General features: G+C 52.0%; 17 protein-coding genes. 8 read left to right on the top strand and 9 right to left on the bottom strand.

The window, feature by feature from the left end:
• The first annotated feature begins 89 nt into the window (after positions 1 to 89).
• A complete protein-coding gene (locus WG68_RS13330; protein ID WP_046558204.1) occupies positions 90 to 695 on the top strand; it encodes a YkgJ family cysteine cluster protein in 606 nt (201 codons plus the stop codon).
• Between the two features lie 26 nt (positions 696 to 721).
• On the opposite strand, the gene WG68_RS13325 is transcribed toward WG68_RS13330, so the two are convergent.
• On the bottom strand, positions 722 to 1,741 hold the full coding sequence (locus WG68_RS13325; protein WP_046558203.1) for a zinc-binding alcohol dehydrogenase family protein: 1,020 nt from the start codon (positions 1,739 to 1,741) through the stop codon (positions 722 to 724).
• Between the two features lie 227 nt (positions 1,742 to 1,968).
• Here WG68_RS13325 and WG68_RS13320 point away from each other — a divergent pair, with 227 nt between their 5' ends.
• From WG68_RS13320 to WG68_RS13305, 4 genes are all read left to right on the top strand, one after another.
• Positions 1,969 to 2,487 (top strand): YgjV family protein, encoded by a 519-nt coding sequence (locus tag WG68_RS13320; protein WP_052749091.1) that lies wholly within the window; start codon positions 1,969 to 1,971, stop codon positions 2,485 to 2,487.
• 125 nt (positions 2,488 to 2,612) lie between these two features.
• Positions 2,613 to 2,930, top strand: a complete 318-nt coding sequence (locus tag WG68_RS13315; protein WP_052749090.1) for a hypothetical protein — start codon at positions 2,613 to 2,615, stop codon at positions 2,928 to 2,930.
• A gap of 79 nt (positions 2,931 to 3,009) precedes the next feature.
• Positions 3,010 to 3,570 (top strand): CBS domain-containing protein, encoded by a 561-nt coding sequence (locus WG68_RS13310; RefSeq protein WP_046558202.1) that lies wholly within the window; start codon positions 3,010 to 3,012, stop codon positions 3,568 to 3,570.
• An 87-nt stretch (positions 3,571 to 3,657) separates the two neighbouring features.
• On the top strand, positions 3,658 to 5,757 hold the full coding sequence (locus tag WG68_RS13305; RefSeq protein ID WP_235357738.1) for an alpha/beta hydrolase family protein: 2,100 nt from the start codon (positions 3,658 to 3,660) through the stop codon (positions 5,755 to 5,757).
• Positions 5,758 to 5,899: 142 nt separating this feature from the next.
• Here WG68_RS13305 and WG68_RS13300 read toward each other — a convergent pair whose 3' ends face one another.
• From WG68_RS13300 to WG68_RS13290, 3 genes are read right to left on the bottom strand one after another with little or no spacing between them, the layout of a single operon-like run.
• A complete protein-coding gene (locus WG68_RS13300; RefSeq protein WP_046558201.1) occupies positions 5,900 to 6,874 on the bottom strand; it encodes a DUF4862 family protein in 975 nt (324 codons plus the stop codon).
• A 32-nt stretch (positions 6,875 to 6,906) separates the two neighbouring features.
• Positions 6,907 to 7,215, bottom strand: a complete 309-nt coding sequence (locus WG68_RS13295; protein WP_046558200.1) for a hypothetical protein — start codon at positions 7,213 to 7,215, stop codon at positions 6,907 to 6,909.
• Positions 7,216 to 7,232: 17 nt separating this feature from the next.
• Positions 7,233 to 8,414, bottom strand: a complete 1,182-nt coding sequence (locus WG68_RS13290; protein WP_046558199.1) for a BaiN/RdsA family NAD(P)/FAD-dependent oxidoreductase — start codon at positions 8,412 to 8,414, stop codon at positions 7,233 to 7,235.
• A 370-nt stretch (positions 8,415 to 8,784) separates the two neighbouring features.
• On the opposite strand from WG68_RS13290, the gene WG68_RS19990 reads away from it, so the two are divergent.
• Positions 8,785 to 11,097, top strand: a complete 2,313-nt coding sequence (locus WG68_RS19990) for a S8 family serine peptidase (protein ID WP_046558198.1) — start codon at positions 8,785 to 8,787, stop codon at positions 11,095 to 11,097.
• A gap of 70 nt (positions 11,098 to 11,167) precedes the next feature.
• On the opposite strand, the gene WG68_RS13280 is transcribed toward WG68_RS19990, so the two are convergent.
• Both WG68_RS13280 and waaA read right to left on the bottom strand, forming a co-directional pair.
• Positions 11,168 to 13,411: an SEL1-like repeat protein gene (locus WG68_RS13280; RefSeq protein WP_046558197.1), complete on the bottom strand. Its 2,244-nt coding sequence runs from the start codon at positions 13,409 to 13,411 to the stop codon at positions 11,168 to 11,170.
• A 137-nt stretch (positions 13,412 to 13,548) separates the two neighbouring features.
• The gene (waaA, locus tag WG68_RS13275; RefSeq protein WP_046558196.1) at positions 13,549 to 15,540 is read right to left on the bottom strand and encodes a lipid IV(A) 3-deoxy-D-manno-octulosonic acid transferase; all 1,992 of its coding nucleotides are present in this window, start codon (positions 15,538 to 15,540) and stop codon (positions 13,549 to 13,551) included.
• A 168-nt stretch (positions 15,541 to 15,708) separates the two neighbouring features.
• On the opposite strand from waaA, the gene WG68_RS13270 reads away from it, so the two are divergent.
• Together WG68_RS13270 and WG68_RS13265 are read left to right on the top strand one after the other, a co-directional pair.
• Positions 15,709 to 16,629 carry a glycosyltransferase family A protein gene (locus WG68_RS13270; protein WP_152663108.1) on the top strand — a complete coding sequence of 307 codons (921 nt, stop codon included), beginning with the start codon at positions 15,709 to 15,711 and terminating at the stop codon, positions 16,627 to 16,629.
• Positions 16,630 to 16,666: 37 nt separating this feature from the next.
• The gene (locus tag WG68_RS13265) at positions 16,667 to 17,578 is read left to right on the top strand and encodes a glycosyltransferase (protein ID WP_083981888.1); all 912 of its coding nucleotides are present in this window, start codon (positions 16,667 to 16,669) and stop codon (positions 17,576 to 17,578) included.
• A gap of 43 nt (positions 17,579 to 17,621) precedes the next feature.
• On the opposite strand, the gene WG68_RS13260 is transcribed toward WG68_RS13265, so the two are convergent.
• The 3 genes from WG68_RS13260 to WG68_RS13250 all read right to left on the bottom strand — a co-directional run bounded on the left by WG68_RS13260 (position 17,622) and on the right by WG68_RS13250 (position 22,566).
• Complete coding sequence (locus WG68_RS13260; RefSeq protein WP_046558194.1) at positions 17,622 to 18,095, bottom strand: peroxiredoxin; 474 nt, start codon at positions 18,093 to 18,095, stop codon at positions 17,622 to 17,624.
• Between the two features lie 37 nt (positions 18,096 to 18,132).
• A complete protein-coding gene (locus WG68_RS13255) occupies positions 18,133 to 18,897 on the bottom strand; it encodes a class I SAM-dependent methyltransferase (protein ID WP_046558193.1) in 765 nt (254 codons plus the stop codon).
• Between the two features lie 105 nt (positions 18,898 to 19,002).
• Positions 19,003 to 22,566: an ABC transporter permease/M1 family aminopeptidase gene (locus WG68_RS13250; RefSeq protein ID WP_235357737.1), complete on the bottom strand. Its 3,564-nt coding sequence runs from the start codon at positions 22,564 to 22,566 to the stop codon at positions 19,003 to 19,005.
• Positions 22,567 to 22,569: the final 3 nt, after the last annotated feature.

The raw sequence follows: 22,569 nt of genomic DNA, 5'->3' as shown, positions 1-22,569 counted from the left end.
AGTTGATCGTGCTCAGCGTAGAATGGCAACGCGATAATCCGTCGTTTCTTTATTAAGCAAATCCTTTATGTATTTCGTTCGGAGTCTGTATGCAACGGCTGCGTGAATTATCGCGTCGTGTTGAGGCTGTGTATGGCGAAATAGCGGAGACTTTCAACAATTATCAGCAACGCCAGGGCTTACAATGCCGCAGCGGTTGCGGTGAGTGTTGTCTGGCGCCGACTATTGAAGCAACCGTGCTGGAAATGTTGCCGCTGGCATTGTACTTGTTTGATCAAGGCAAAGCTGAACAAACACTTGCACAACTCGAGCAGTTAACTGAGCCGCAAGGCTGTTTCTTCTATCAGAAGCTATCGTTTGATGGCAAGCAGGGCCAGTGCAGCGTTTACCAGCAGCGGCCGAGTATATGCCGGATGTTCGGCGCGGGCGGCTATCGGGATAAAACCGGCCAGACGTCACTATCGGCCTGTAAAACCATTAAACTGGATAACCCAGGCAAGTACCAGCAAAGCCTGATTATGCTGCAAAGCGAGCCACCGCCGCTGATGATGCTCAGCAAAGAGCAGGTAAACGAGCTGGATTACCAGTTGGGTAACAACCATTATGGCATTAACACAGCTCTGCAATTGGCGTTAGAGCAGGTACTGTTTAAAGCCAGCTACAGTTTTGAGCAGACCGACCAGCAAATTGCCTGATACGGCCTGCTAAAAGAGCAGGCCGGTTAGAAACCAGCCAGCACCACCTTACCCATGGCTGTACCACTCTCCAGTAACGCATGCGCCTGGCGCAGGTTGCTGGCATTAATGCTACCCAGTGTTTGCTGCAGGGTGGTTTTTACCTGACCTTGCTCAATCAACCGGCTTAAATCGCTTAGCAGCTGATGCTGTAACTGCATATCGGCAGTGGCAAATAACGAGCGGGTAAACATAAATTCCCAATGTAGCGAAATACTTTTTTGCTTTAGTGGCATAATATCCAGGCCGCCGGCCGGGTCGTCGATCAGAGCCAATTTGCCTTGTGGTGCCAGTAATTTTACAAACTCGGGATAGTGCTGATCGGTATGAGTTAAGCTGGCAACATGGCTGACCGCATCGATACCCAGCTCAGCTAACTGCGGCTGTAGTGGCTTGCTGTGGTCGATAACATAATGTGCGCCCAGTTCTTTTACCCAGGCTTGTGTTGCCGGCCGCGACGCCGTTGCCACAATACAGACACTGGTCAGTTTGCGAGCCAGCTGCAGCAATACCGACCCTACGCCCCCAGCCGCCCCGGTAATTAACAATATGGGCCGGGGATACTTCAGGCTGGGCTTATCCAGCTCCAGCCGGTCGAACAGTAATTCCCAGGCAGTGATCGCCGTTAGGGGCAAAGCGGCGGCTTCGGCATAACTTAAATTGGCCGGCATCAGTGCCACTAAACGCTCATCCACTAACTGATACTCGGCATTAGAGCCACTGCGGTTCAGCGCACCGGCGTAATACACCTTATCACCCGGTTTAAACAGCGTTACTTCGTCACCACAAGCCACTACTTCACCCGCAGCATCCCAGCCCAGTACTTTAAATTCACCATCAGCCGGCGCCACCCGGGTGCGAATTTTGGTATCTACCGGATTAACCGACACCGCCGCCACTTTTACCAGCACATCGCGACCAGCAGCGTCTGGCTGTGGCAGTTCAATATCCAGTAATGCGTTGGGATCGCTGATGGCCAGCGAGTGTTGGTAGCCTACTGCTTTCATGCTGATTCCTTAATTTACAAATGATAGCGATAAGCCCAGAACTGACTTTGCCGTTCATCTGTTTTTTATTCGTTATAAAAAACAAGACTATCAGAAATTTTGGCCTCAGCCACTGTGTTCGATAATAATAGTGCATTGGCGGTTATATGTTATGCCTTAGCTAACGGGAAAACGGCCGCTTTATTGGTTATCATAGCCATAGTTAACCGCCTGCTGCTGAGAATCATTTGCCAGAATTAAGCCCGCTGTTTTTAGGATCCCAACTGCTTGCTGCTATTGCCTTTGGCTGTGGCATTTTTGCGTTCTGGCAGCAACAACGCAGCGCTATGCTGAAGTTCTGGTTTATTTCTGCCGTGCTTAATGCCTGCCATTTCGGCCTGCTTGGCCAGGTTGAAGCCGCGCTCTTTGTTGGCTTAACCGCTATCCGCTTTCTGGTTGCCGCCATGCAACCCCGCCAGCACTGGATGCTGTTATTTATGGCGGCTGCCACCGTGATACTGCTAACCACCTATAACAATCCACTAAACTTACTGCCTTATGTCGCCGCTATGCTGGGTACTTATGGCAGCTTTCAAACCCGACTTGGCCGGGTGCGGCTATGCATGGCGCTTGGCGCCAGTGCCTGGATTATCCATAACATCCTGGTAGGTTCACCGATGGCGGTATTGATGGAACTGGCTTTTTTACTGAGCAACCTGGTTGGCTTCTTGCGGGCCCGGCGCCTGGCCGCCAACCAGCTGAGCTGAGCTTACCCGGACGGCAGCTGGTCGCATATCAGCATTATTTTTTCAGCTCGCCCTTGCAGTTGGCTGCCAGCGCGCTCATTATCCTTATACACCCTGATTTCAAGCGAGCAGCAGAAACTTTGACGATGCGTTGGTTAAGTGCTATTGCCCTGATATTATACTTAAGCCTGCTGGTAACGCCGCAGGTGTCCAGTGTGCATGCCCGCTATTTTAGCCCATTAGCTGACAGCCAGATCCAGGCGATAGAGCCGTTAACCGGTCAAAGCAGCCTGCTTAGCGAGCAAGAAAGTAGCGATGACAACGACAACAGCCTGCTACTTGCCGCTGATAAGCTCCCTTTATACCTGAACCCGACCCTCAGCATTCTGCCAGCCAGCGTTGCACTGCTTCAGCTTAAGGCCGCTCATCCGGTGCGTGCTCCCCCTTTAACCTCCACCATTTAAAACATTTCCGGCATTTTTGCCACAACACAGTTTTTAAATAAGCCGGTGCGGCCTCTGCGTTCCGGCAGTGAGGAATACCATGAAGAAATTAGCTTTATTTCCTGTTGAACCTATTGATCATCTTGTACAACCTGGTCAGTTTGATCAGGCCAAATTAACCTCGCCAGCGTTGCAACTGGTCAGCGACTTTAAACAAAGCCAGCCTGACATGATTAACGACGCTGTGGCGGCCAGCGACGTACTGGCTTTAATGCAACTGGAGCGCTGTAAACTGAAACTGGTAGTTGATGAGCATGGCGAACTCAGCGGTATTATCCATCTGGAACAGTTATCAGATCAGGCCATTATGCGTCGGGTTGCGCTTGGTGATAATCGCCAGGAAATCAAAGTCGCTGATTTAATGCAGCCACGCCAGCGCATTAAAGCGCTTGCCTGGCAACAACTGCAGCACTGCACCGTTGCCGATGTCTTGAACACTCTGCAATCGACTGGTGAGCAACATTGTGTAGTTGTCGACCGGGAAACCCATCAGATCCGCGGGGTTATCAGTGCTCAGGACATTGCACGCCGGCTGCAATTGCCCTGGCATAATCGTCAGGCACCGACCTTTTTACAGTTGTTCGATAACATCAGCGCTTAAAACGGACGGCTGGTCGCGCTATGTTTGAACCTGAACGGCGAAACAGGTAGTTTAGCTGTTCAGGTTATTAACACGAGAACCCGCCCAGTGAAACTTTCCCATTTAACGTTATTATTAAACAGTAGCTTGCTATGCAGCGCCTTGCTGGCTGGTAAGGTTGCCTATGCTGCCAGCGTGCCACAGCCTGAACTTAATATGGCAGCGGCCAGCAGCCCGTATTTTGAAGCCGAAGATATTTTTGCGCTGGAATACGCCAGTGATGTGCAGATATCGCCCGATGGCAACAAAATTGTCTATGTGCGCAACAGCAATGACATAATGACTGACAGCACCCGCAGCAGCCTGTGGTTACTGGATGTAAAAACCGGCCAGCAATTGCCGCTGTTTGCCGATAATTTTAATTACAGCCAGCCGCGCTGGTCGGCTGATGGCAGTAAGCTGGCTTTTATTAGTGACCGCAGTGGCAAAGCACAGATCCATCTGCATTATCTGGCAGAGGCTAAAACCGCACAGCTGTCGCGCCTGCAGCAAACCCCCGCCAATCTGACGTGGTCACCCGATGGCAGGCAGCTGGCCTTTACCATGAATGTGGCCGCCAGTGAGGCTGACGTGCAAAAGCGGGTTAAAAAAGTGCAAAAGCCCGCCGGTGCCAGCTGGTCAGAACCCGCGGTAGTGCTCGACCGGGCCCGTTATCAGGCCGATGGTCAGGGTTTTTTAAAACCGCAATTCCGGCAAATTTTTGTATTACCCACCAGCGGCGGCAGCGCCCGCCAGCTAACCGCGGGCGATTTTCACTATGGCAGCGATTTAACTTTCAGCCCCGATAGCAAAGCACTGCTTTTTTCGGCCAACCTGGACCCGGAGTGGGAGTTTCAGCCCCGCGACAGCAACCTGTACCAACTAAGTTTAAGCAGCGGCCAGTTAACTGCCCTGACAACCATGCCCGGTACCGAGTCAGCACCGGTATTTTCGCCCGACGGCAAGCAACTGGCATTTTTGTGGCAAACCAATGCGCTGGTGCCTTATAGCAACAGCAAGCTGAAAGTGCTGGCGCTAAACAATAATAACATCAGCGATGTGGCAGCTGATTTTGATCGCAGCATTGGCGCAGCCGAATGGCTTAGCAACAGCAGCTTTGTCGTGCAATATGATGATCGTGGCCAGCGCAAACTGGCAACACTCACCCGCGCCGGCAAACTCACCGTACTGACCGCCAGCTTAGGTGGCGTATCGCAACCGCAGCCTTATTTAAGCGGCCAGTTTAGCCTGGCCAATAATGGTAATCTTGCTTACACCCACGGTAGCAGCCAGCGCCCCAGTGAAGTGGCAGTGCTGCAAAAGGGCAAAAGCACAATATTAACCGCCCTGAACGAGGATTTACTCGGCCACAAAAAACTGGCACAGGTACATGAGATTAGTTACAAATCGTCGTTTGATGGCGAGGAAATTCAGGGCTGGTATCTTACCCCGCCAGACTTTGACCCAGCCAGAAAATATCCGCTGTTATTGGAAATTCATGGCGGGCCGCACTTAGCGTATGGTACACACTGGAGCGCAGAAATGCAGCGCTATGCCAAAGAAGGTTATGTGGTGTTTTACAATAACCATCGTGGCAGTTCGTCGTATGGCGAGCGCTTCGCCATGCTGCTAAATGGCAAGTACAGCTCAGCCGAAGATTACGCTGACCACGACAGTGGGGTAAACGCCATGCTGGAACTGGGCTTTATAGACGAAAACAACCTGTTTATCGGCGGGGGCTCGGCCGGCGGCATTGCCACGGCCTATGCCATTGGTTTAACCAACCGCTATAAAGCAGCAGCCGTGGTAAAACCGATAATTAACTGGTTAAGCAAGGTGCTCACCGGCGACACTTACCTGTACCAAACCTTTCACCAGTTCCCGGGCGTGCCATGGGAAAACGTTGACCATTACTGGCAACGTTCGCCGCTAAGCCTGGTAGGCAACGTGCAAACGCCCACCATTCTGATCACCGGTGAGCAGGACCGCCGCACGCCCATTTCAGAGTCAGAGCAGTTTTATCAGGCGCTGCAAATCCGTCGGATAGACACCGCGCTGGTACGGATACCCGGGGCACCGCATGGCATTTCAAATAAGCCCAGCCGGATGATTGAGAAAGTAGAATATATGCTGGCCTGGTTTGAAAAATACCGCACGCCAAGCGAATAGTAGGTTAAACCAAACTCGAAAAGGTCACACAGGCTTACCCTAAGCCGACCGTTGAAGCCCTGGACGGGCGGAAACGAGCCCCCATGGATGGGTTTACGGCGTGTCGGAGTGGGTAAACCTGTTTGGCCTAAGCATCCCAGTGCTATATAGCTTTAAAATAGCGGTCTAAAATTGCCAGTGTATCGCGGATAGTGCCGATTCGCTGCTCAATAGTCGCATCAAGCGGCCGGATCCCAATTTTTGCGCCCAGCACCAGTAGCGCTTCAGGGTTAGTGCAAGCGGCCAGGCAATCATGCATGGCCTGCTCGGTCATCCAGCTACCGGGTTCGCCATGTGTTACTGTTTCGCTGCTGCGCGGTGGCTGATGGCTATCGCGCCAGGCACCGTAGTCGCTGGCGTGATCCGATACCCCGGAGAACATCACACCACTGAGTAAGCCTGCCGCCTGCGTGGCCTGGATATGCTCAAGCGCGCCTGCCACCGTTCGGGTTTCAAATACCGAACGACCCCAGTTAATTACCATACCCAGTTGCTGTGGCGCCGGCAGGGTTGCGTTTAACTGCTGCAGCACGGCCAGCTCATCAGTCAGCGCTAAAAAGCCTTTAGACGGCGCATGGCTGGCAACATAGGCATCACAGTGTTCAATCACAATCTTCGCCCCTTGCCAGTCCCAGCTCAGCAGGGTTTGCAGCGAGGCCAGCAGTGCGGCTTTGGAAGCCGCCGCTTTATGCCGGGCCGGTGCGGTCTGGATCATAATGGCACTAACAGCCTGGCGGCCCAGATGAGCGTTAAGTTTGCCAATGGCAACACAGGCTTGCTGCATAAAATCCAGTGCGGCCTGACGGCCGGCTTCATCAGCAGAGGCAATGCCAAATAACGGGTTCTGGCTAAGTGCATTCATAATGCCGGGAATGCAGGTAAACACATAATCCCATTTGGCATCGATATTAGCTAAAAACCAGTTATCATCATGCTGATGCAGGCTACCCAGAAACGGATGCTCCAGCCCCTTAATATTGGGCAGGGCTTTTAATTCATTATAAAAAGCCGTTTCCAGTTCAGGGCTCCAGCCGCTATGGTTGGGTGAAGCAGCATAAGCGCCAAGGGTGTATTTCATTGCACGTTTTTCCGTTTTCTCATCAGAGCGGTTTAATCATCAGGAGAGTTAAGGGTAAACACCAGATGTTTACGCATATCTTTTAGCACAAAGCCTTTTTTCAGCAGCAAACCGCTTAAGCGCTTTTGCCACAGTAGTAACTGTGGCTGCGCAGCATCCAGCGCTGCTTGCTCAGCAAATTGCAGCCGCACCAGTAACGAGCCAGGAAAAGCTTCATATTCCAGGCTAAACCAGCATTGCACCACGCCTGGCACTTCTGCTAGCGCCTGCTGCTCTAACGCCGTTACGGCAGATAGCACCGCAGCCTGTTGCTTAAGTTGTACTTTAGAGAGTTTTTTCATTAATTGGGTTTCTTATATTAACAATACTGCCCGGCCACCCAGCCGCTGGCCCAGGCCCACTGGAAATTATAGCCACCAAGCCAACCGGTGACGTCGACCACTTCACCAATAAAATACAGCCCTGGCTGGTTTTTTGCTTCCATGGTTTTCGACGATAAACCATCGGTATCCACGCCGCCGATAGTTACTTCGGCGGTGCGGTAGCCCTCAGTGCCATTGGGTTTGAAAATATAGCCATGCAGGCTGTTGGCAATCTGCTGCATGCTTTTCGGGTTTAATGCTTTCAGCGGCTGATTAACGAATACCTGCAGCTCCAGCAGTTTTTCAACCAGCCGTTTTGGCAGTAATTTAGCCAGGGCGGTTTTCACTTCCTGCTCCGGGTGGGCTTGCTGCTGAGTGGCTAAAAACTCATTTAAATCGGTTTGTGGCGCCATATTAACGATAACGTCATCGCCGGGCTGCCAGTAGCTGGAAATCTGTAAAATGGCCGGGCCGCTTAAACCGCGATGGGTAAATAGCATATCTTCCGGAAATAGCGTGCCGTTCGCTGCAGCGGTAACCGGCAAGGATACACCACTGATTTCCTCAAACACCGCTTTGTCGCCGGGTTGCCAGGTTAAGGGTACTAAGGCGGCGCGCAGCGGCAACACCTTTAAGCCAAACTGCTCGGCCAGCTGAAAGCCAAAACCGGTAGCGCCTAAATTGGGCAGGCTTAAGCCACCACTGGCAATCACTAAACTGTGACACTGCCGGTTAAGCTCTGGCGTCTCGACCGTGTAAACGCCATCAGCAAAACTGACGCCGCTGATTTGCTGCTGCAACGCAATTTGCACCCTGGCGGCTTTAGCCTCAGCAAGCAGCATCTCAACAATATCTTTGGCGGAATCGTCACAAAACAACTGGCCGAGGGCTTTCTCATGGTAGGCAATAGCATGCTGTTGTACCAGGGCGATAAAGTCCCACTGGCTATAGCGGCTTAACGCCGATTTACAGAAATGCTGGTTTTGCGACAGGAAGTTTTCCGGGCTGCAATACAGATTAGTAAAGTTACAACGGCCGCCCCCCGACATCAGAATTTTACGGCCCACCCGCTTGCCGTTGTCGAGCAGTAGCACCTTTCGGCCGCGCTTGCCGGCTTCAATAGCACACATTAGTCCGGCCGCACCCGCACCCACTACAATTACATCCCACTGCTGCATGTTGCTATGCCTGTATACCAGAAAAGCGGCTATTGTCGGTGAGTGGCTGTTAAGATGCAAATAGCATCCTTTATGCGGATTACTTATAACTAATAACCATTGGTTATATAATGATCGTCTGCAATGCAATTGCTGATGCCGCGTGCTGGCCTGCGCCAACTGCGTTGTTGCTTTTTTCAACATCACTCATAAAGCCCTTTTCCAGAAACAGGCTACGCCCACAGCATGGAAAGTTAACTCTTGTCACCATTTCGCGGATTTACACTTAGTTACACTTTGGTTAATAGTAACTGCGATGTTATCGCTGGTTTGCGATAAGCGGTCATCAGCGTCCAGGAAAACAATTACTATAAACAATAAGAGTGTATTCATGTATAAACCTAAATTTAGACTCAGCAAACTTGCTGTGCTTTGTATTCCAGCCAGTGTGTTAATGTCACCAGCGCTGCTAGCTGATGTTGACCAGGCCCGCCCGTTCGCCAGTGAGGCCCCGGCTAAAGCCGGCGTAGCAACAAACCATAATCAGAACCAGAAACGTTATATCGTTAAATATAAAACGATGGTAATGGATGAAGCAGGCCCGGGTTTGTTTTCGGCCACGGCCAGCGAACGCCGTCAGTTTAATTTAGAACGTCAATCAGAACATATGGCCCGTCGCGGTGCCAACGTCAAAGCTATCCTGGCTGCTCAAGGCGCTATCGCCGTTGAGCTGGATAAGGCTGCGTTGCTTGCCCTGCAGAACGATAACAACGTAGAGCTGGTTGAAGAAGACTACAAACGTTTCCCGCTGGCCCAGCAAATCCCCTATGGTTACACCATGGTGCAGGCCAACCAGGTGAGCGACCAGTTCGCCTCTAATCAGAAAGTCTGTGTCATTGACTCGGGTCTTGATCTACCACATGAAGATTTCCAAACCGGCAATATTACCGGCACTAATAATTCAGGTACAGGCAACTGGAACCAGGCAGGTGGGCCGCATGGCACTCATGTGGCCGGCACTATTGCCGCACTGAACAACAGTGTCGGCATGGTCGGCGTATTGCCAAATGGCAATGTTAAACTGCACATTATTAAAGTCTTTAATGAGGGTGGCTGGGGCTACAGCTCAACGCTGGCCAGTGCCGTTAATACCTGTGTCAGCAACGGCTCTACCGTCATTAACATGAGTTTGGGCGGAGCAGGCTCCAGCACAACAGAAAGCAACGCCATGCAAGCCGCTTTTGATCAGGGTGTATTACTGATCGCCGCAGCGGGCAACGATGGCAATACCGCTATGTCCTATCCGGCGTCTTACAATTCGGTGATCTCAGTTGCCGCAGTGGACAAAAATAAGCAGCTGGCCGACTTTTCTCAGCGCAATGCTCAGGTTGAACTGGCAGGTCCGGGCGTAGATATCCGCTCCACGTACCCTACAGGTACTGGCCTGGAGTCAATTATTAGCGTGGGTTCTAACGCCTACGACAGTAGCCCGATGACTGGCTCTGTAGATGGCTCAGCCAATGCAGCACTGGCAAACTGTGGCCTGGCAGAAACCACCTGTACCACGGTATCAAATCGCATCTGCGTTATTGAACGTGGCAACGTTAGTTTTGCTCAGAAAGTCCAATCCTGTCAGAACGGTGGTGGCCGGGCCGCTATCATTTATAACAATGTCGACGGTGATTTTGGCGGCACGCTGGGTGACAACCACGGCACCTCTATTCCTGCTCTGGCAGTTACCCGCGCTGTTGGCCTGGCTCTGATGAATCAGATAGGCCAAACCGCAGCGGTTAGCTCAGGTACCAGCAACTACGGTCTGATGAGCGGTACCTCTATGGCATCGCCGCATGTCGCCGGTGTGGCTGCGCTGGTTTGGAGCCATTTCCCACAATGTACCAATGCCCAGATCCGTAATGTGCTGGCGGTAACCGCAGAAGATTTAGGTGCAGCGGGCCGTGACAATTCATATGGCTATGGTCTGGTACGAGCCAAAGCCGCTTACGATTACATTAACCAGCAAGGCTGTGACGGTTCTGGCTCTGGCGGCGGTGGAGACCCAACCCCACCGGCAGATGGTGAATTGGTAAAAGCAGTTGCCAAAACCAACTTAGCTGGCGCCACCAATTCATCTGTCTACTTCACCTTTACCGTGCCAGCAGGCGCAACCGGGCTAAGCTTTACGATGTCGGGTGGTAGTGGTGATGCTGATCTGTATGTGAAATTTGGTAGTCAGCCTACTAAGTCCAGTTATGACTGTCGCCCATACAAAAGCGGCAATGCTGAAACCTGTAGCTTTGCCACACCGCAAGCCGGTACGTACCATGTGATGATAAATGCTTACAGTGCCTACTCAGGTGTCTCACTGGTAGCTGACTACACTGCAGCGCCAACTGGTGGCACCGGCGGTGGCGGCACCTTAGAGAACCTGAGCGCAACAAAGGACAACTGGCTGCATTACACGATTAATGTGCCTGCAGGTATGAAGACGCTGACCGCTACCAGCTCAGGCGGTACTGGCGACGCTGACTTGTATGTACGTCGTGGTGCTCAGCCAACCACAACTACGTATGATTGCCGGCCATACAAAACCGGTAATAACGAAAGCTGTAGTTTCAACAACCCGGCTGCCGATACCTGGCATATCAGCCTGCGCGCTTACAGTAGCTTCAGCGGCCTGAAACTGGTAGTGGAATACAAACCTTAACGCTGGTGTTATTCAGCTGAAAACACAAAGGGCGCCATTGGCGCCCTTCTTTTATTGCGGTAACAATTAACTAGGGATTTAACAAGCGATGCAACTGCGCTTTGGCTAAAGGCTCATCCTGTGCGGCGGCCAGTTGATAGTAATCGCGGGCTTTTACCAAGTCCCGACCAACACCCCGGCCGTTCTCATACATCCAGGCCAGATTATACTGGGCCAAGGCATAACCCTGATCCGCCGCCTGGCTAAACAATTCCACCGCTTTTTTGTCATCTGCTTTTACCAGCCGGCCATTTTTGTAAAACATGCCCAGCGCCGTTAACGCTCTGGGTACTTTTGCATCCAGAGAGCGCTGATATAAGGCTAGCGCCCGCGCTTCGTCTTGCGCCACACCATAACCTTTTTCATATAACCAGCCTAAATGCGCCAGTGCCCGGCTATGCTGCTTGTCAGCCGCCAGCTGGTACCAGTACACGGCTTGTTGATCACTCTGCTTGACGCCACGGCCGGTTTCAAAACGTAACCCCATATTAAACTGAGCATCGGCATCGCCCGTTTCGGCCACTTTCTGATACCAATAGACTGCTTGCTGTTCATTTTGCGCGACACCGCGGCCATTGGCATACATAAAACCTAAGTTATACATAGCATAGACTTCGCCCTGAGCAGCGGCTTGCTGATACCAGCTGACCGCAGCAGCGTCATCTTGCGCCGTACCCGTACCATTGGCCAGACGAAGCGCTGCTGTATACTGCGCAATCGCCAGCCCTTGTTTGGCCGCCGCTTCAAACAATTTAAAAGCCCGCTGTTCATCAACTGCAACGCCTGTGCCGTTGGCATAAGCTAAGCCTAGCTGGTATTGGGCATTAGCTGAACCCTGACTGGCTGCCAGTTCAAACAACTGGGCCGCCCGGCTTAAATCTTCCTGCCGGCCACTACTTTGCTGTAACAACATACCCAGGTGATAACTGGCATCAGCATCTTGCTGTGCAGCCGCACGCTCTAACCACTCTTTTGCCCGGCCAGTATTGGCACGAATGCCGCGACCGTACAGGTAACTGGCGCCCACTTCACGCTGCGCCGACGCCAACCCTTGCTCTGCAGCACTACTAAACAATCTGAACGCTGTAGCATCATTCTGGCTGACGCCGGTGCCGCTAAGATGCATCATGCCAAGCCGGAACATTGCCCTGGCGTGGCCCTGTGTCGCGGCTTGTTGCAGCCAGTTGGCCGCCTGCGCATGATTTACCGGCGCCCCTCTGCCGTCACTGTAACGGTTACCGACAATAAATTGCGCATCGACATCACCTTGTGCGGCCGCTTTTTCAAACCAGCTCAGCGCAGTGGCGTCATCCTGCTTTACCCCACGCCCGTTGGCATACATATAGCCCAGATTATATTGCGCCAGCACATGCTGTTGCGCAGCGGCCTGGCTATACCAATATACTGCCTGGGCATCATCTTTACTGACACCTCGACCGTTAGCAAACAGGGTAGCTAAATGATATTGCGCAGCGGCCATACCTTGCTCTGCTGCCGCCACAAACCAGTTAGCCGCTTCGGTAAAATCGACCGCAACACCGTGGCCATTGGCATATAACGCGGCAAGGTTAAACTGGGCATCAAGATGGCCAGTTTGTGCCAGAGGCAGCCACTGCGCCATGGCATCACTGTAATTGCCCCGATTAAATGCCCGCATACCGGTATCAAAATTGGCCGAGCCGGCAGCAACAGTACTGATACTGGCTGCTGCCACCGGGGGTTGTGCGTTAGTTTTTTCAGCACTGCGCTCCGCGGCCAGATTGTCATTGCGCTGCGTATCGCTGGCGGCCTGGGCGGCTGCCAGTGCAGCAGCAGGGTTGCTGGTGCGCATACTAAGTTCAGAAGTAGTGCTGACAACGGCAGATTCAGTCGGTGGGGCTTTAACTGCTACTGCAGGCTCAGCTACCGGCAATGGCCGTGCAGCATCAGCTGCTACCACAGCCTGGTCAGCCTTCAGCTGTTCGGCGCCACGTTCAATATCGCGCCGTGCCGCTGCTAACTCGGAAAAGTCAGTACTGTTGGACGCCGCCTGCTCCAGCCAGTAAGACGCCTGCAACGGGTCTTGCTCAACCCCCTGACCTAGCGAATAGGCTTTGGCCAGCTCAAACTGTGCCGCCGTTACGCCATCCATCGCCAGATCCTGCCAAAGCTCTACGGCTTTGGCATACCGGCCATCGGCAAACGCTGCTTTCGCCTCTGCCATTATTTCGGAATTATCTGCTGCTGCCATCAAACTGACTGCGAGCAATGCTGTTGTTATTATATTTAGCCGCATAGATGCCTCCTCCGCTGTCGTAGTTATACCAAAGTTCAACTAAGACACCAACAGCTTAATCTATTATAAAACGGTAAAATATTGGTGAAAGCAGCATCAGAAACTGCGACAAACCGTTGCTTATGCGGGTTTAACGGCTATTTTGCTAGCTGATAACCCTTTATAACATTTTTCCAGGCGCTCTGTTGCCAGTGGAATACTGCCAGTTTGCGTTGCTCTTTCTGCAGTGATCGCAATAAGCGGGCTAAATTGTGTTGCTGCCAGTCAGCAGCAGAGCGCCGGGCGCATTTATCAAAATCAATCAGCCATACCTTGCCGTTGTGATCCAGCAAAATATTGCGACAGTTTAAATCGGTATGATCAACCCCCAGCTGGTGCATCCTGGCAATCTCAGCCCCTACCGCTTGCCATTCCGGCTCGCTTAGTGCGCGCTGTTGTAAAACAGTAGCAAGGTCCTGACTGCTGCTAATCCGCGTAATCAGTAAATCTGCGCGGTAGCCAAAGCCCACCCGCTGATAGCGAGCTGCCACCGGTGTGGGTACCGCCAGACCACGCAGGCGCATCCATTGCAGTAAACTAAACTCCTGCATGGCGCGGCTAGACAATGCAGCTTGATAGAAAAAACGATCGTTAATGAATTTGCCAACCAAACCACCACGGTGATAGTGGCGCAATACCAGCGGTTGCTGCTGATGCTGCAAAAACCAGGCAGTATTGCGACCGGTTGAGCTGCCGCTGACCGCGCCGCGTTGCTGCCACCAGGCCGGGTTAAACTGCTCTGCGGCAATCTGGCTGAACTGATCGGTGCGGTACCAATATAATGCTTTGCCGGCATCATAGCGTTGCACATGGGTCAACGCGTCACCGTGCAGCAGATGGATCGCCGCTATACTACACGCGACAGCGCCCTGTTGTTCAACATAGAATTGGCGGGCCCGCTCGCCCTGCTGCTGACGAAGCTGACTGTCGGCCAGTAACAACGCCGTGCTTTGCTGCAGCTGCGCCGTATCCTGCACTATAGTTACCGCCTGACGTTGTGCCAGCTTGTTATAGGCCTCAGCAAAATTAAAATAATGTGGCCCGGTTTGCACCGCCTTACCAAAACAAATGGCTTCCAGCGGATTATGGCCACCGCGCGGGATCAGGCTGCCACCGATAAACACCAGACTGGCCTGCTGATACCAGGCCAGCAACTCACCCATGCTGTCAATCAATGCCACTTCGGTTGCCGCAGCAGGCACACCGCCCGTGCTGCGTCGCCATAATTGCAAACCTGCCTTGTCTGCCAGGGCTGCCACTTTATTAAAACGCTCGGGATGGCGCGGCACCAACACCAGCAGTAAATTACTGAATTGCGCCTGCAGCTGGCGGTAACACTGCAACAGCAACTCATCTTCGCCTTCATGCGTGCTACCGGCAACCCAGACTAAGCGATCACGCAGCGCAGGTGCAAGGCTGGCACTGTTTGTTGCCAGGTTCTCTGGCAGGCGCATTTCAAACTTTATATTGCCGCACACCTGCACCTTAGGGTGGCCCAACGCCCGAAAGCGTCTGGCACTGGCGCTATCCTGCGCCAGCAGTAAACTGACGTGTTGCAGCGCTGGCAGGGTAAGCCAGGCAAAACGCCGGTAGCCTCTGGCTGAGCGGGCTGATAAGCGGGCATTTACCAGTACGCTTGGGATCATGGCGCTGTGGCATTGTTGCAGCAAATTCGGCCAAAGCTCAGTTTCTATAATTACAATCAGCTGCGGCTGTAGCTGATTGATAAAACGTGAGATAGCACCCGGATAATCGAACGGCATATAACAATACTGTACCTCGCTGCCCAAGCGGCTGGCAATGGTGGCCCGGCCGGTTGGCGTGGTACAACTAACGGTAATGGGCTTATGCGGATAGCGTTGTTGCAATTGTTTAATTAACGGAATGGCGGCGATCACTTCCCCTACCGACACGGCATGTACCACTATACCACCCGCTTGCAGGTGAGCCGGCAGCCAGCCAAAGCGTTCGGCTAGCTGCTGCGAGTAGCGCCGGTCACGTAACGAGCGCCAACCCAGATAGCCCAGTAATGGCAGCAAGCCAAGGTACAGTAGCAACTGATAGGCAAAGCGACTTAACGCCTGGGCCATAATAAATTCCTGTATACACCGGCACTTCACCGGTAAAGGCTAAAGCCGCTATGATGCCAAATATCGGTGGCAGACACCAAAAGAATCTGTTTTGAGGCGGGCTTTAATGCTAAACTTTTTGCCTTTAAAGCCGGTTTAACCCCCTGATACCCAGCGCTGGAGTAGTGCATGTCTACTGTCGATTCAGATCCAACAGCCGTAGCCAAAGTAACAATGCTCGACAATGTTAAAGAATTTCTGTTGCGCTTTGCTGCTTCGGGTTTATTGCCAGGTAGCTGGTTTATACCTGACCGGCCAAAGCCCGAACAACTCAGCGCCCGCTCCGGCAGCTTGTCGCTGGAGGTGGTCAGCCATTGCTGGCAGTACAGCCATTTTCTGGCTTATCAACTGGCCTCTATCGTCAAGTATCCGCCAAACCGTTGTCAGTTAACCTTTACCTTGTTTTATTCCGGGCAAGACACTAAGACAGTGGCACTGCTGGAGCAATACCGGCATTTGCAAGTGGCTAATGTCAGCTGGAATTTTCAGGAGCTGCCCACAGCGCACTTGTTGCGCCGGGCTATTGGCCGCAACCAGGCTGCCAAAGCAAGCAGCGCCGACTGGGTCTGGTTTACCGATTGCGATGTGCTGTTTTTTGAGAATTGTTTTGATAGCCTGGCTGAGCAGTTACAAAACCGCCAGGACTTGCTGGTGTTCCCGCGCACCTTAAAAGCGACTGAGTTGCTGGAGGCTGATGCCACAGTGCTAACCGAGCAGGTCGACCTGAACACGGATATCTCCGGTAGTTTATTCAGTTTGCGCCACTATAAAAAAGCCACCGGCCCTATCCAGATAGTGCATGGTGATGTGGCCCGGCAATGTGGTTACTGCGACTCGCTTAGCGTGTATCAGCGGCCTAAGCCGGTATGGGTGAAAACCTATGAAGACCGCGCCTTTCGCTGGTTACTGGGTACTGATGGCATCGCCATTGAAATAGACAATCTGTACCTTATCCGCCATGTGCAAAAGGGGCGCTATCAGCCCACCAGCCGGTTTTCTGCCCTGCGCCGGATGAACCGGCGCATTAAGGCTGCCTTGTTTAATAAATAATACATAACATAATCTTTGTTGATAGCGGCGGGACAGTATGACAAGAACCCCAAGAAAAAATTTAAAACAAGCCATTAGCTGGTGGTGGACGACCCGGGTGATGGGCTTGCTGCGGATCCGTTTTGGCAGTACCGTTAAACGCCAACTGGCCAAACCACATGACACCATAGTTTTTAAACAAAATGCGCCTGAGTTAGCACCCGCGAAAGACAGTGGTATTACTGTCATTTTAACCGCCTATCGCCGCGCAAAATATCTACCTGATCAAATCGCCGCCTTACGCGCACAAACCGTGCCCCCCACCGAAATTTGGGTGTGGTCTAACAGCAGTGAGGAAGAGCTGATTGATGTGTCGCACCTGGCCGATCGGGTAGTGGTAGCCAACAGTAATTTTTTATTCTGGGGGCGCTTTGCTATGGCCAACCTGGCCCGCACCCGCTATGTGGCCTTTTTTGATGATGACGTATTACCGCAACCAAAATGGTTTGAAAACTGCTTAAACACCATAGAGGCCGGGCATGATGGCATTCTGGGTGGTTCCGGAGTGATATTGCCACCCGCTGGCGGGTACTCCAATAAAAACAAAGCCGGTTGGAATGGATTACATAGTACAGAAGTGGTGCCGGTTGATTTAGTAGGCCATGCCTGGTTTATGCGCAAAGACCACCTGAAATACATGTGGTTTGAACAACCTTTGCATTGGGAAAACGGCGAAGATATTCATTTATCCTATATGGCGCTGAAACACGGCGGCATTAAAACTCTGGTGCCGCCGCATCCGGCAGACGATCTGAGTGTCTGGAGCTGCCGGCCTGATTTTGGCAAAGTCGTGGGCAGAATGAATGTCGCCACCTCTAAAACCAAAGATCACCGGCCACTGCGCACTGAAATTGTTGATCATTACCGTGCTGACGGCTGGCAAATTGTTAGTGTTCGACAGGCTAATTAACATAGCACCCCAGCCAGCGCTGCTGGCTGAGGTTTCCTTAACGTTACAGTGCCGCTAACATCACTTCTGCTTTACTGACTTCAAAGGTTTTCGGTGCTTCAACGTTTAACTGTGTGACCACGCCATTTTCGACGATCATCGCGTAACGCTGCGAGCGTACACCACCGAAATCGCTGGTTTCCATGGTCAGGCCAATAGCTTTATGGAACGCGGCGCCGCCATCGGCTAAAAATACAATTTCTTCGGCATTCTGGCTTTTACCCCAGGCACTCATCACAAAGGCGTCGTTCACCGCGGTACAAATAATGGCATCGACCCCTTTGGCTTTTATCTGATCAGCCAGGGCAATATAGCCCGGCAAATGCGCGGCTGAACAAGTGGGCGTAAACGCACCCGGCACTGCAAACAGCACCACTTTTTTATTGGCAAATATCTGGCTGGTAGTCGGGTTCATTACCCCTTCTTTGGTCAGCTGCGAAAAACTGACCTCTGGTAATTTATCGCCGGTTTTAATCATAAGTCTTTCCCCTGAGTTGAGTTTGAGTAAATTTGTACTAGATAGCGGCGTTCACATACACATCAAAGCGATTATTCTTGCCGGTAACGGCCATAGTCGGTGCCTGTCCTGCCAGCCAGCCGGCGTAGCCAGGCCGCTTTACCACCACCCGCTTTTGCGCCAGTAGCAGTGCCGGCGCCAGTAAACTGTCAGCATCATCATCACTGCCCACCACGTCATGAAAGGCGCGCATTTCTTTTTTAACCTGAGCACTTTTTTCTCTGGCCGGAAACATCGGGTCTAAAAATACCACATCCACTGGCTCGCTCGTGGTTAATGCGGCCAGCGCTGAACTGTGGCACAGCTGCATTCTGGCGGCTACTGCTGTCAGCTGCGGCTCGGCCGCTGCCCTGCGCAGGCCATCAAATAATAAGGCGGCTACTACCGGGTTACGCTCAACCAGGGTGACCCTGGCCCCCAGGCTGGCCAACACAAAGGCATCACGCCCCAAACCCGCGGTTGCATCTAATACGCTTAACGTCGCCTTTTTGTTCAGCCCAACCGCTTTAGCAATAGCTTCACTTTTACCACCACCATGCTGACGCCGGTAACTGCTGGCGCCACTGGCAAAATCAACCAGAATAGCGCCTTGTTTTGCCAGACTGCTGTTCAGCAGCACCAGGGCGCCCTGCACCATACTAAGGTACCAGCCAGCAAATTTATCACCCGGGCTTTGCACTAAGCTAAGGCCGAATTGTTGCTGCAATTGCTGGCAATAAACATCAGTTAGCTCAGCAGAGGGTAGCAAGGGTATCGCTAACATCAACAATCTCACTTAACGGCTCACTCAGGGATAGGGCAACAGTGTACCTGTTGCCCCTGTGCCATTGCCAGAGTGAGTTTACTTTATTGCCACCAGGCTTCGCCGCTATCGGCTAACCCGGCCGATATTATCGGCGCTGTCGCGGTCAATTAACTTCACAAAGGGATCCACACCAGCAAACAGCGGCTGCTGCGCTAGCGTAAGTGCTATGACATTTTCGCCACTTCGCAATAAATGTTTTTGCAAGTACAACACATTGTTGTCACTGCTAAACTTGTTCGGATCGCCACTAAACAGGCCAATATCAATGTGCTCATTTAGCGGTACGCTAGTTTGCTGGCCCCGTTCATCAGCCTGCAGTTTATCGGCCATTATCGTCAGCACCACCTTATAGCGGCCATCGTCCAACAGCTCTGTGCTGGTGTTGGCCAGACGCAGATCGTACAGGGTGATATAGTTAAACTGATCGCTGATAAAAGCCGCTTCGGCTTCATCGGTGTCCAGACTGATAAACCGTACTAAATCTTCAGTTGTCGGAAAAGGGTCATTGCGGTACTGATAGCGCGCGGCAAACGCTTTTAAGTTAGCATTCAGCCGGCTTGCACCCAGCCGGTCGGCAATGGCCATCATCACCACTGACCCTTTCTGGTAATGAATGTAACTTTGGTTTTCTGAGCGCAGCAATGGCTGCTCGCCAATGCGCTCTGATGAACGGCCCCGCAGGTAGCTATCCAGTTCATATTTCAGAAATTTACGAATATTGCCCTGGCCGTATTTTTGCTGCATTACCATCAGTGCGGCATATTGCGACAAGCTTTCGGAAATGACTGCACTACCCTGTACATCGGCTGCGCCAACCTGGTGGCCCCACCACTGGTGTGCCACCTCGTGTGCTGTAACATAATAAACCGGGTCAATGTTGTCCGGATCCCGCAAGTCGGTTAAAAAGCCAATTTGCTCGGAGTAAGGTACGGTATTAGCAAAGCTCTGTGCAAAGCTGCGATAGCCCGGAAATTCGATAATCCGCATTTGCTGATGCTGATAAGGCCCGAATGCCTCACTGAAGTAGTCGATGGAGTCGCGCACCGACTCCAGCATTCGCGCCACATTCCACGGGTGGCCGGGGTGATAGTACACCTCAATAGCTATGCCATTATGTTGCTCGCGGGCCACTGCATAGCGGCCGGACGAAATGGAGTAGAAGTTGACCATTGGCTTATCCATTTTGTAATGGAAATAGTTGCGGCCATCTTGTTGCCATTGCCGCTGCAAATAGCCCGGCACTAACGCAGTCTGATCAGCACTGGTAGAAACCACGGCTTCAAACTGAATAAAATCTCCGTCCTGACCAAAAAAGTTTTGCCGATAAAAGCGGCTATCTTCCAGTTTGTTGGCCCGTTCACGCGGCGCTAAACCCCGCTTTTGCCGTTCATGCCGATCTTGCAGCTCGTAACTATCCTGATAACCAAAGCGTGGCAGCAGTTCCCAGTTATTAATAAAGGTGCCATTTTCCACTACGCTGTAATCAAAATTATTTTCTTTGATACCGCGATTCTGGCGCAGCAATCGTATTTCACCACTGACCTGCTCGCCGGGTTGTATCGGCTTAGCAAAGGTCAACCAGGATTGGCGAAAATGCTTATCACGCTCAGTTAGGGTAGCGTTATTAATAGTTATCGTCAGCTGCTCGGTATATTCCGGCCAAGTAACCAGCAAGCGCTCGATCGGCTCGGCCGACTTGTTCTGCCAACTCATCAGTAACCGGGCTTGTACTTCCCGGGCCTGCGGGTATATATCCAACTCAGCTTTTACCCGGGTCGTCACTAAAATCGGCGTATCTTTTAAATGAGCAAATTGCTTCTCATACTCGGCCTGCATGTCCATGCGCTGCTCAGAGGTTTGATAACTGTTAACAAAGCGGGTTTGCTGGACCAAAAAACCACCGCTTATCAGCGCCAGCAGCACACAGGCAGCTGCCGTTGTCATACCCGCCCGGCCCAACTGGTAAGGTAGCTGACGCAGCCGTACTTTTAGCTTTTGTAACGGGCCACGATGGTACAAACCATAGCCAACTATAAACAATACCGCAGCAATGGCGCCCCAATACAACATATACCAGCTATGCGTTTGCAGGCTCCAGCCGTAGCCGTTTAAGTCGGAATAGCCGATAGAAGGTGACATAGCAAAGTTATACAGGCTGTGGCCATAGCCCCAGGATGCCAACACCAGACTCAGCAAGTAATAGCCAACAAACAGCCCCATGCCCACATACTTGTTTGGGCTAACCACTTGCAGGAAAAACGCCAGCACTACCATGAGCATAAAGGGCAACAAGGTAAAATAGCCCAGCCTTACCAGGTATTGCGCCAGCTCCAGATCATCAATGCCTTTGATCAGTTGAAATACCACTGTGGTAGCGACAGCAAACAGATACAGCAGCGCCATAACCAGACATACTGCGACAAACTTGGCCAGCCAGAACACCAGATTGGGTACCGGCAAGCTGTCGATAATATCGCCCATGCCTGAGCTGCGTTCACGCCATACCACCTCCGCGCAGTAGTACACGGTCACCACCACCATAATCAGACTCATGGCGCCGACAATATCGCTAACCATGGCCTGGGTAACCGGCCAGTTCGAGGTACCATACCAGCCAAAATCAGCAAACATCGGCCCCACCAGGTTAACCACAGTCAGTAAGCCCAGAATAAAAAACGGCGCGGTAACAATCACCTGCCTAAACTCAAACTTCATCCGGGTAACAAACATCGGCACCACAGGAAAACCATTGGCTTTTTGCTGCAGAGTACTGAGTAGCACCAGTGGCGTAGCCCGCTGTTTGGCGCTGGTTTTTTTATCACGACCCCGGCTTAACTTGGGTAACTTGAATAAGCCGGCCATGGCCAGCAACACAGTCGCTACCGCTAACCATAACAAACGGTTTTGCAGCAACACCCCGCTTAAACTGACCAGTTCATTATTCTTTTCAATAATGGTCCAGTAGCGGCTAATGTCGGCATAGGTGCGCACCGCAAAGGGGTCGAGCAGGGCGGCTAACTCGCGATACTCTGGCATTCTGGCGAAGTTGCCGGCCAGGATATAAAACACCAGCAAGACGACAGCCACCAGATACAGCGCCATCATCGAGCGAAAACGGCGGGCAATGGCATAAAATAATGCCGATAAAATAAATAAGCTGGGAACGGATAGTAGAAAAAACGCGTTAAAATAATAACTTAATTGGGTTGGACCAAAGCGGCTGGCATCTACCCAGGGCATAAAACTGCCCAGCAGAATACCGAGAGGCACCGCCGCAAACACCAGCAATACTACCAGATAACTGCCGATAAAGCGGCCAAACTGGTAACTAAAGGGGGCAACAGGCTTGCTGTAAATCAGCTCTTCCATTTGGTGGCTACTGTTTCGCAGCACGCTGGCCCCGACAAAGTTCACCACCAGAAACATGGCAAAAATGCCCAGGGTTAGCAGGGTTTGAGCGATGGCAAAACTGCCGTTTTTTAATACCTCGCCACCACTACCAATGCTAACCGAGTTAGAGACCACCGACAAAAAGCTGATTAAAAACAGCATTAATACCACAACATAAAAAGACGGCTGACGTAAATAGTAGCTAAGTTCAAACCTGAGCATTGCAATAAACATCATGTC

Origin of the sequence: Arsukibacterium ikkense (genome assembly GCF_000987775.1) — a bacterium.
Classification (GTDB): Bacteria; Pseudomonadota; Gammaproteobacteria; order Enterobacterales; family Alteromonadaceae; genus Alishewanella; species Alishewanella ikkense.
Note: the sequence above shows the minus strand (reverse complement) of the source record. Positions and strands in the feature narration are given on the sequence as shown.

What these genes read in the sequence shown, in the direction of transcription:
- WG68_RS13330 (WP_046558204.1), top strand. Translation starts at nt 90, where the DNA reads ATGCAACGGCTGCGTGAATTATCGCGTCGTGTTGAGGCTGTGTATGGC.
- WG68_RS13325 (WP_046558203.1), bottom strand. Translation starts at nt 1,741, where the DNA reads ATGAAAGCAGTAGGCTACCAACACTCGCTGGCCATCAGCGATCCCAAC.
- WG68_RS13315 (WP_052749090.1), top strand. Translation starts at nt 2,613, where the DNA reads ATGCGTTGGTTAAGTGCTATTGCCCTGATATTATACTTAAGCCTGCTG.
- WG68_RS13310 (WP_046558202.1), top strand. Translation starts at nt 3,010, where the DNA reads ATGAAGAAATTAGCTTTATTTCCTGTTGAACCTATTGATCATCTTGTA.
- WG68_RS13300 (WP_046558201.1), bottom strand. Translation starts at nt 6,874, where the DNA reads ATGAAATACACCCTTGGCGCTTATGCTGCTTCACCCAACCATAGCGGC.
- WG68_RS13295 (WP_046558200.1), bottom strand. Translation starts at nt 7,215, where the DNA reads ATGAAAAAACTCTCTAAAGTACAACTTAAGCAACAGGCTGCGGTGCTA.
- WG68_RS13290 (WP_046558199.1), bottom strand. Translation starts at nt 8,414, where the DNA reads ATGCAGCAGTGGGATGTAATTGTAGTGGGTGCGGGTGCGGCCGGACTA.
- WG68_RS19990 (WP_046558198.1), top strand. Translation starts at nt 8,785, where the DNA reads ATGTATAAACCTAAATTTAGACTCAGCAAACTTGCTGTGCTTTGTATT.
- WG68_RS13280 (WP_046558197.1), bottom strand. Translation starts at nt 13,411, where the DNA reads ATGCGGCTAAATATAATAACAACAGCATTGCTCGCAGTCAGTTTGATG.
- waaA (WP_046558196.1), bottom strand. Translation starts at nt 15,540, where the DNA reads ATGGCCCAGGCGTTAAGTCGCTTTGCCTATCAGTTGCTACTGTACCTT.
- WG68_RS13270 (WP_152663108.1), top strand. Translation starts at nt 15,709, where the DNA reads ATGTCTACTGTCGATTCAGATCCAACAGCCGTAGCCAAAGTAACAATG.
- WG68_RS13265 (WP_083981888.1), top strand. Translation starts at nt 16,667, where the DNA reads ATGACAAGAACCCCAAGAAAAAATTTAAAACAAGCCATTAGCTGGTGG.
- WG68_RS13260 (WP_046558194.1), bottom strand. Translation starts at nt 18,095, where the DNA reads ATGATTAAAACCGGCGATAAATTACCAGAGGTCAGTTTTTCGCAGCTG.
- WG68_RS13255 (WP_046558193.1), bottom strand. Translation starts at nt 18,897, where the DNA reads ATGTTAGCGATACCCTTGCTACCCTCTGCTGAGCTAACTGATGTTTAT.
- WG68_RS13250 (WP_235357737.1), bottom strand. Translation starts at nt 22,566, where the DNA reads ATGATGTTTATTGCAATGCTCAGGTTTGAACTTAGCTACTATTTACGT.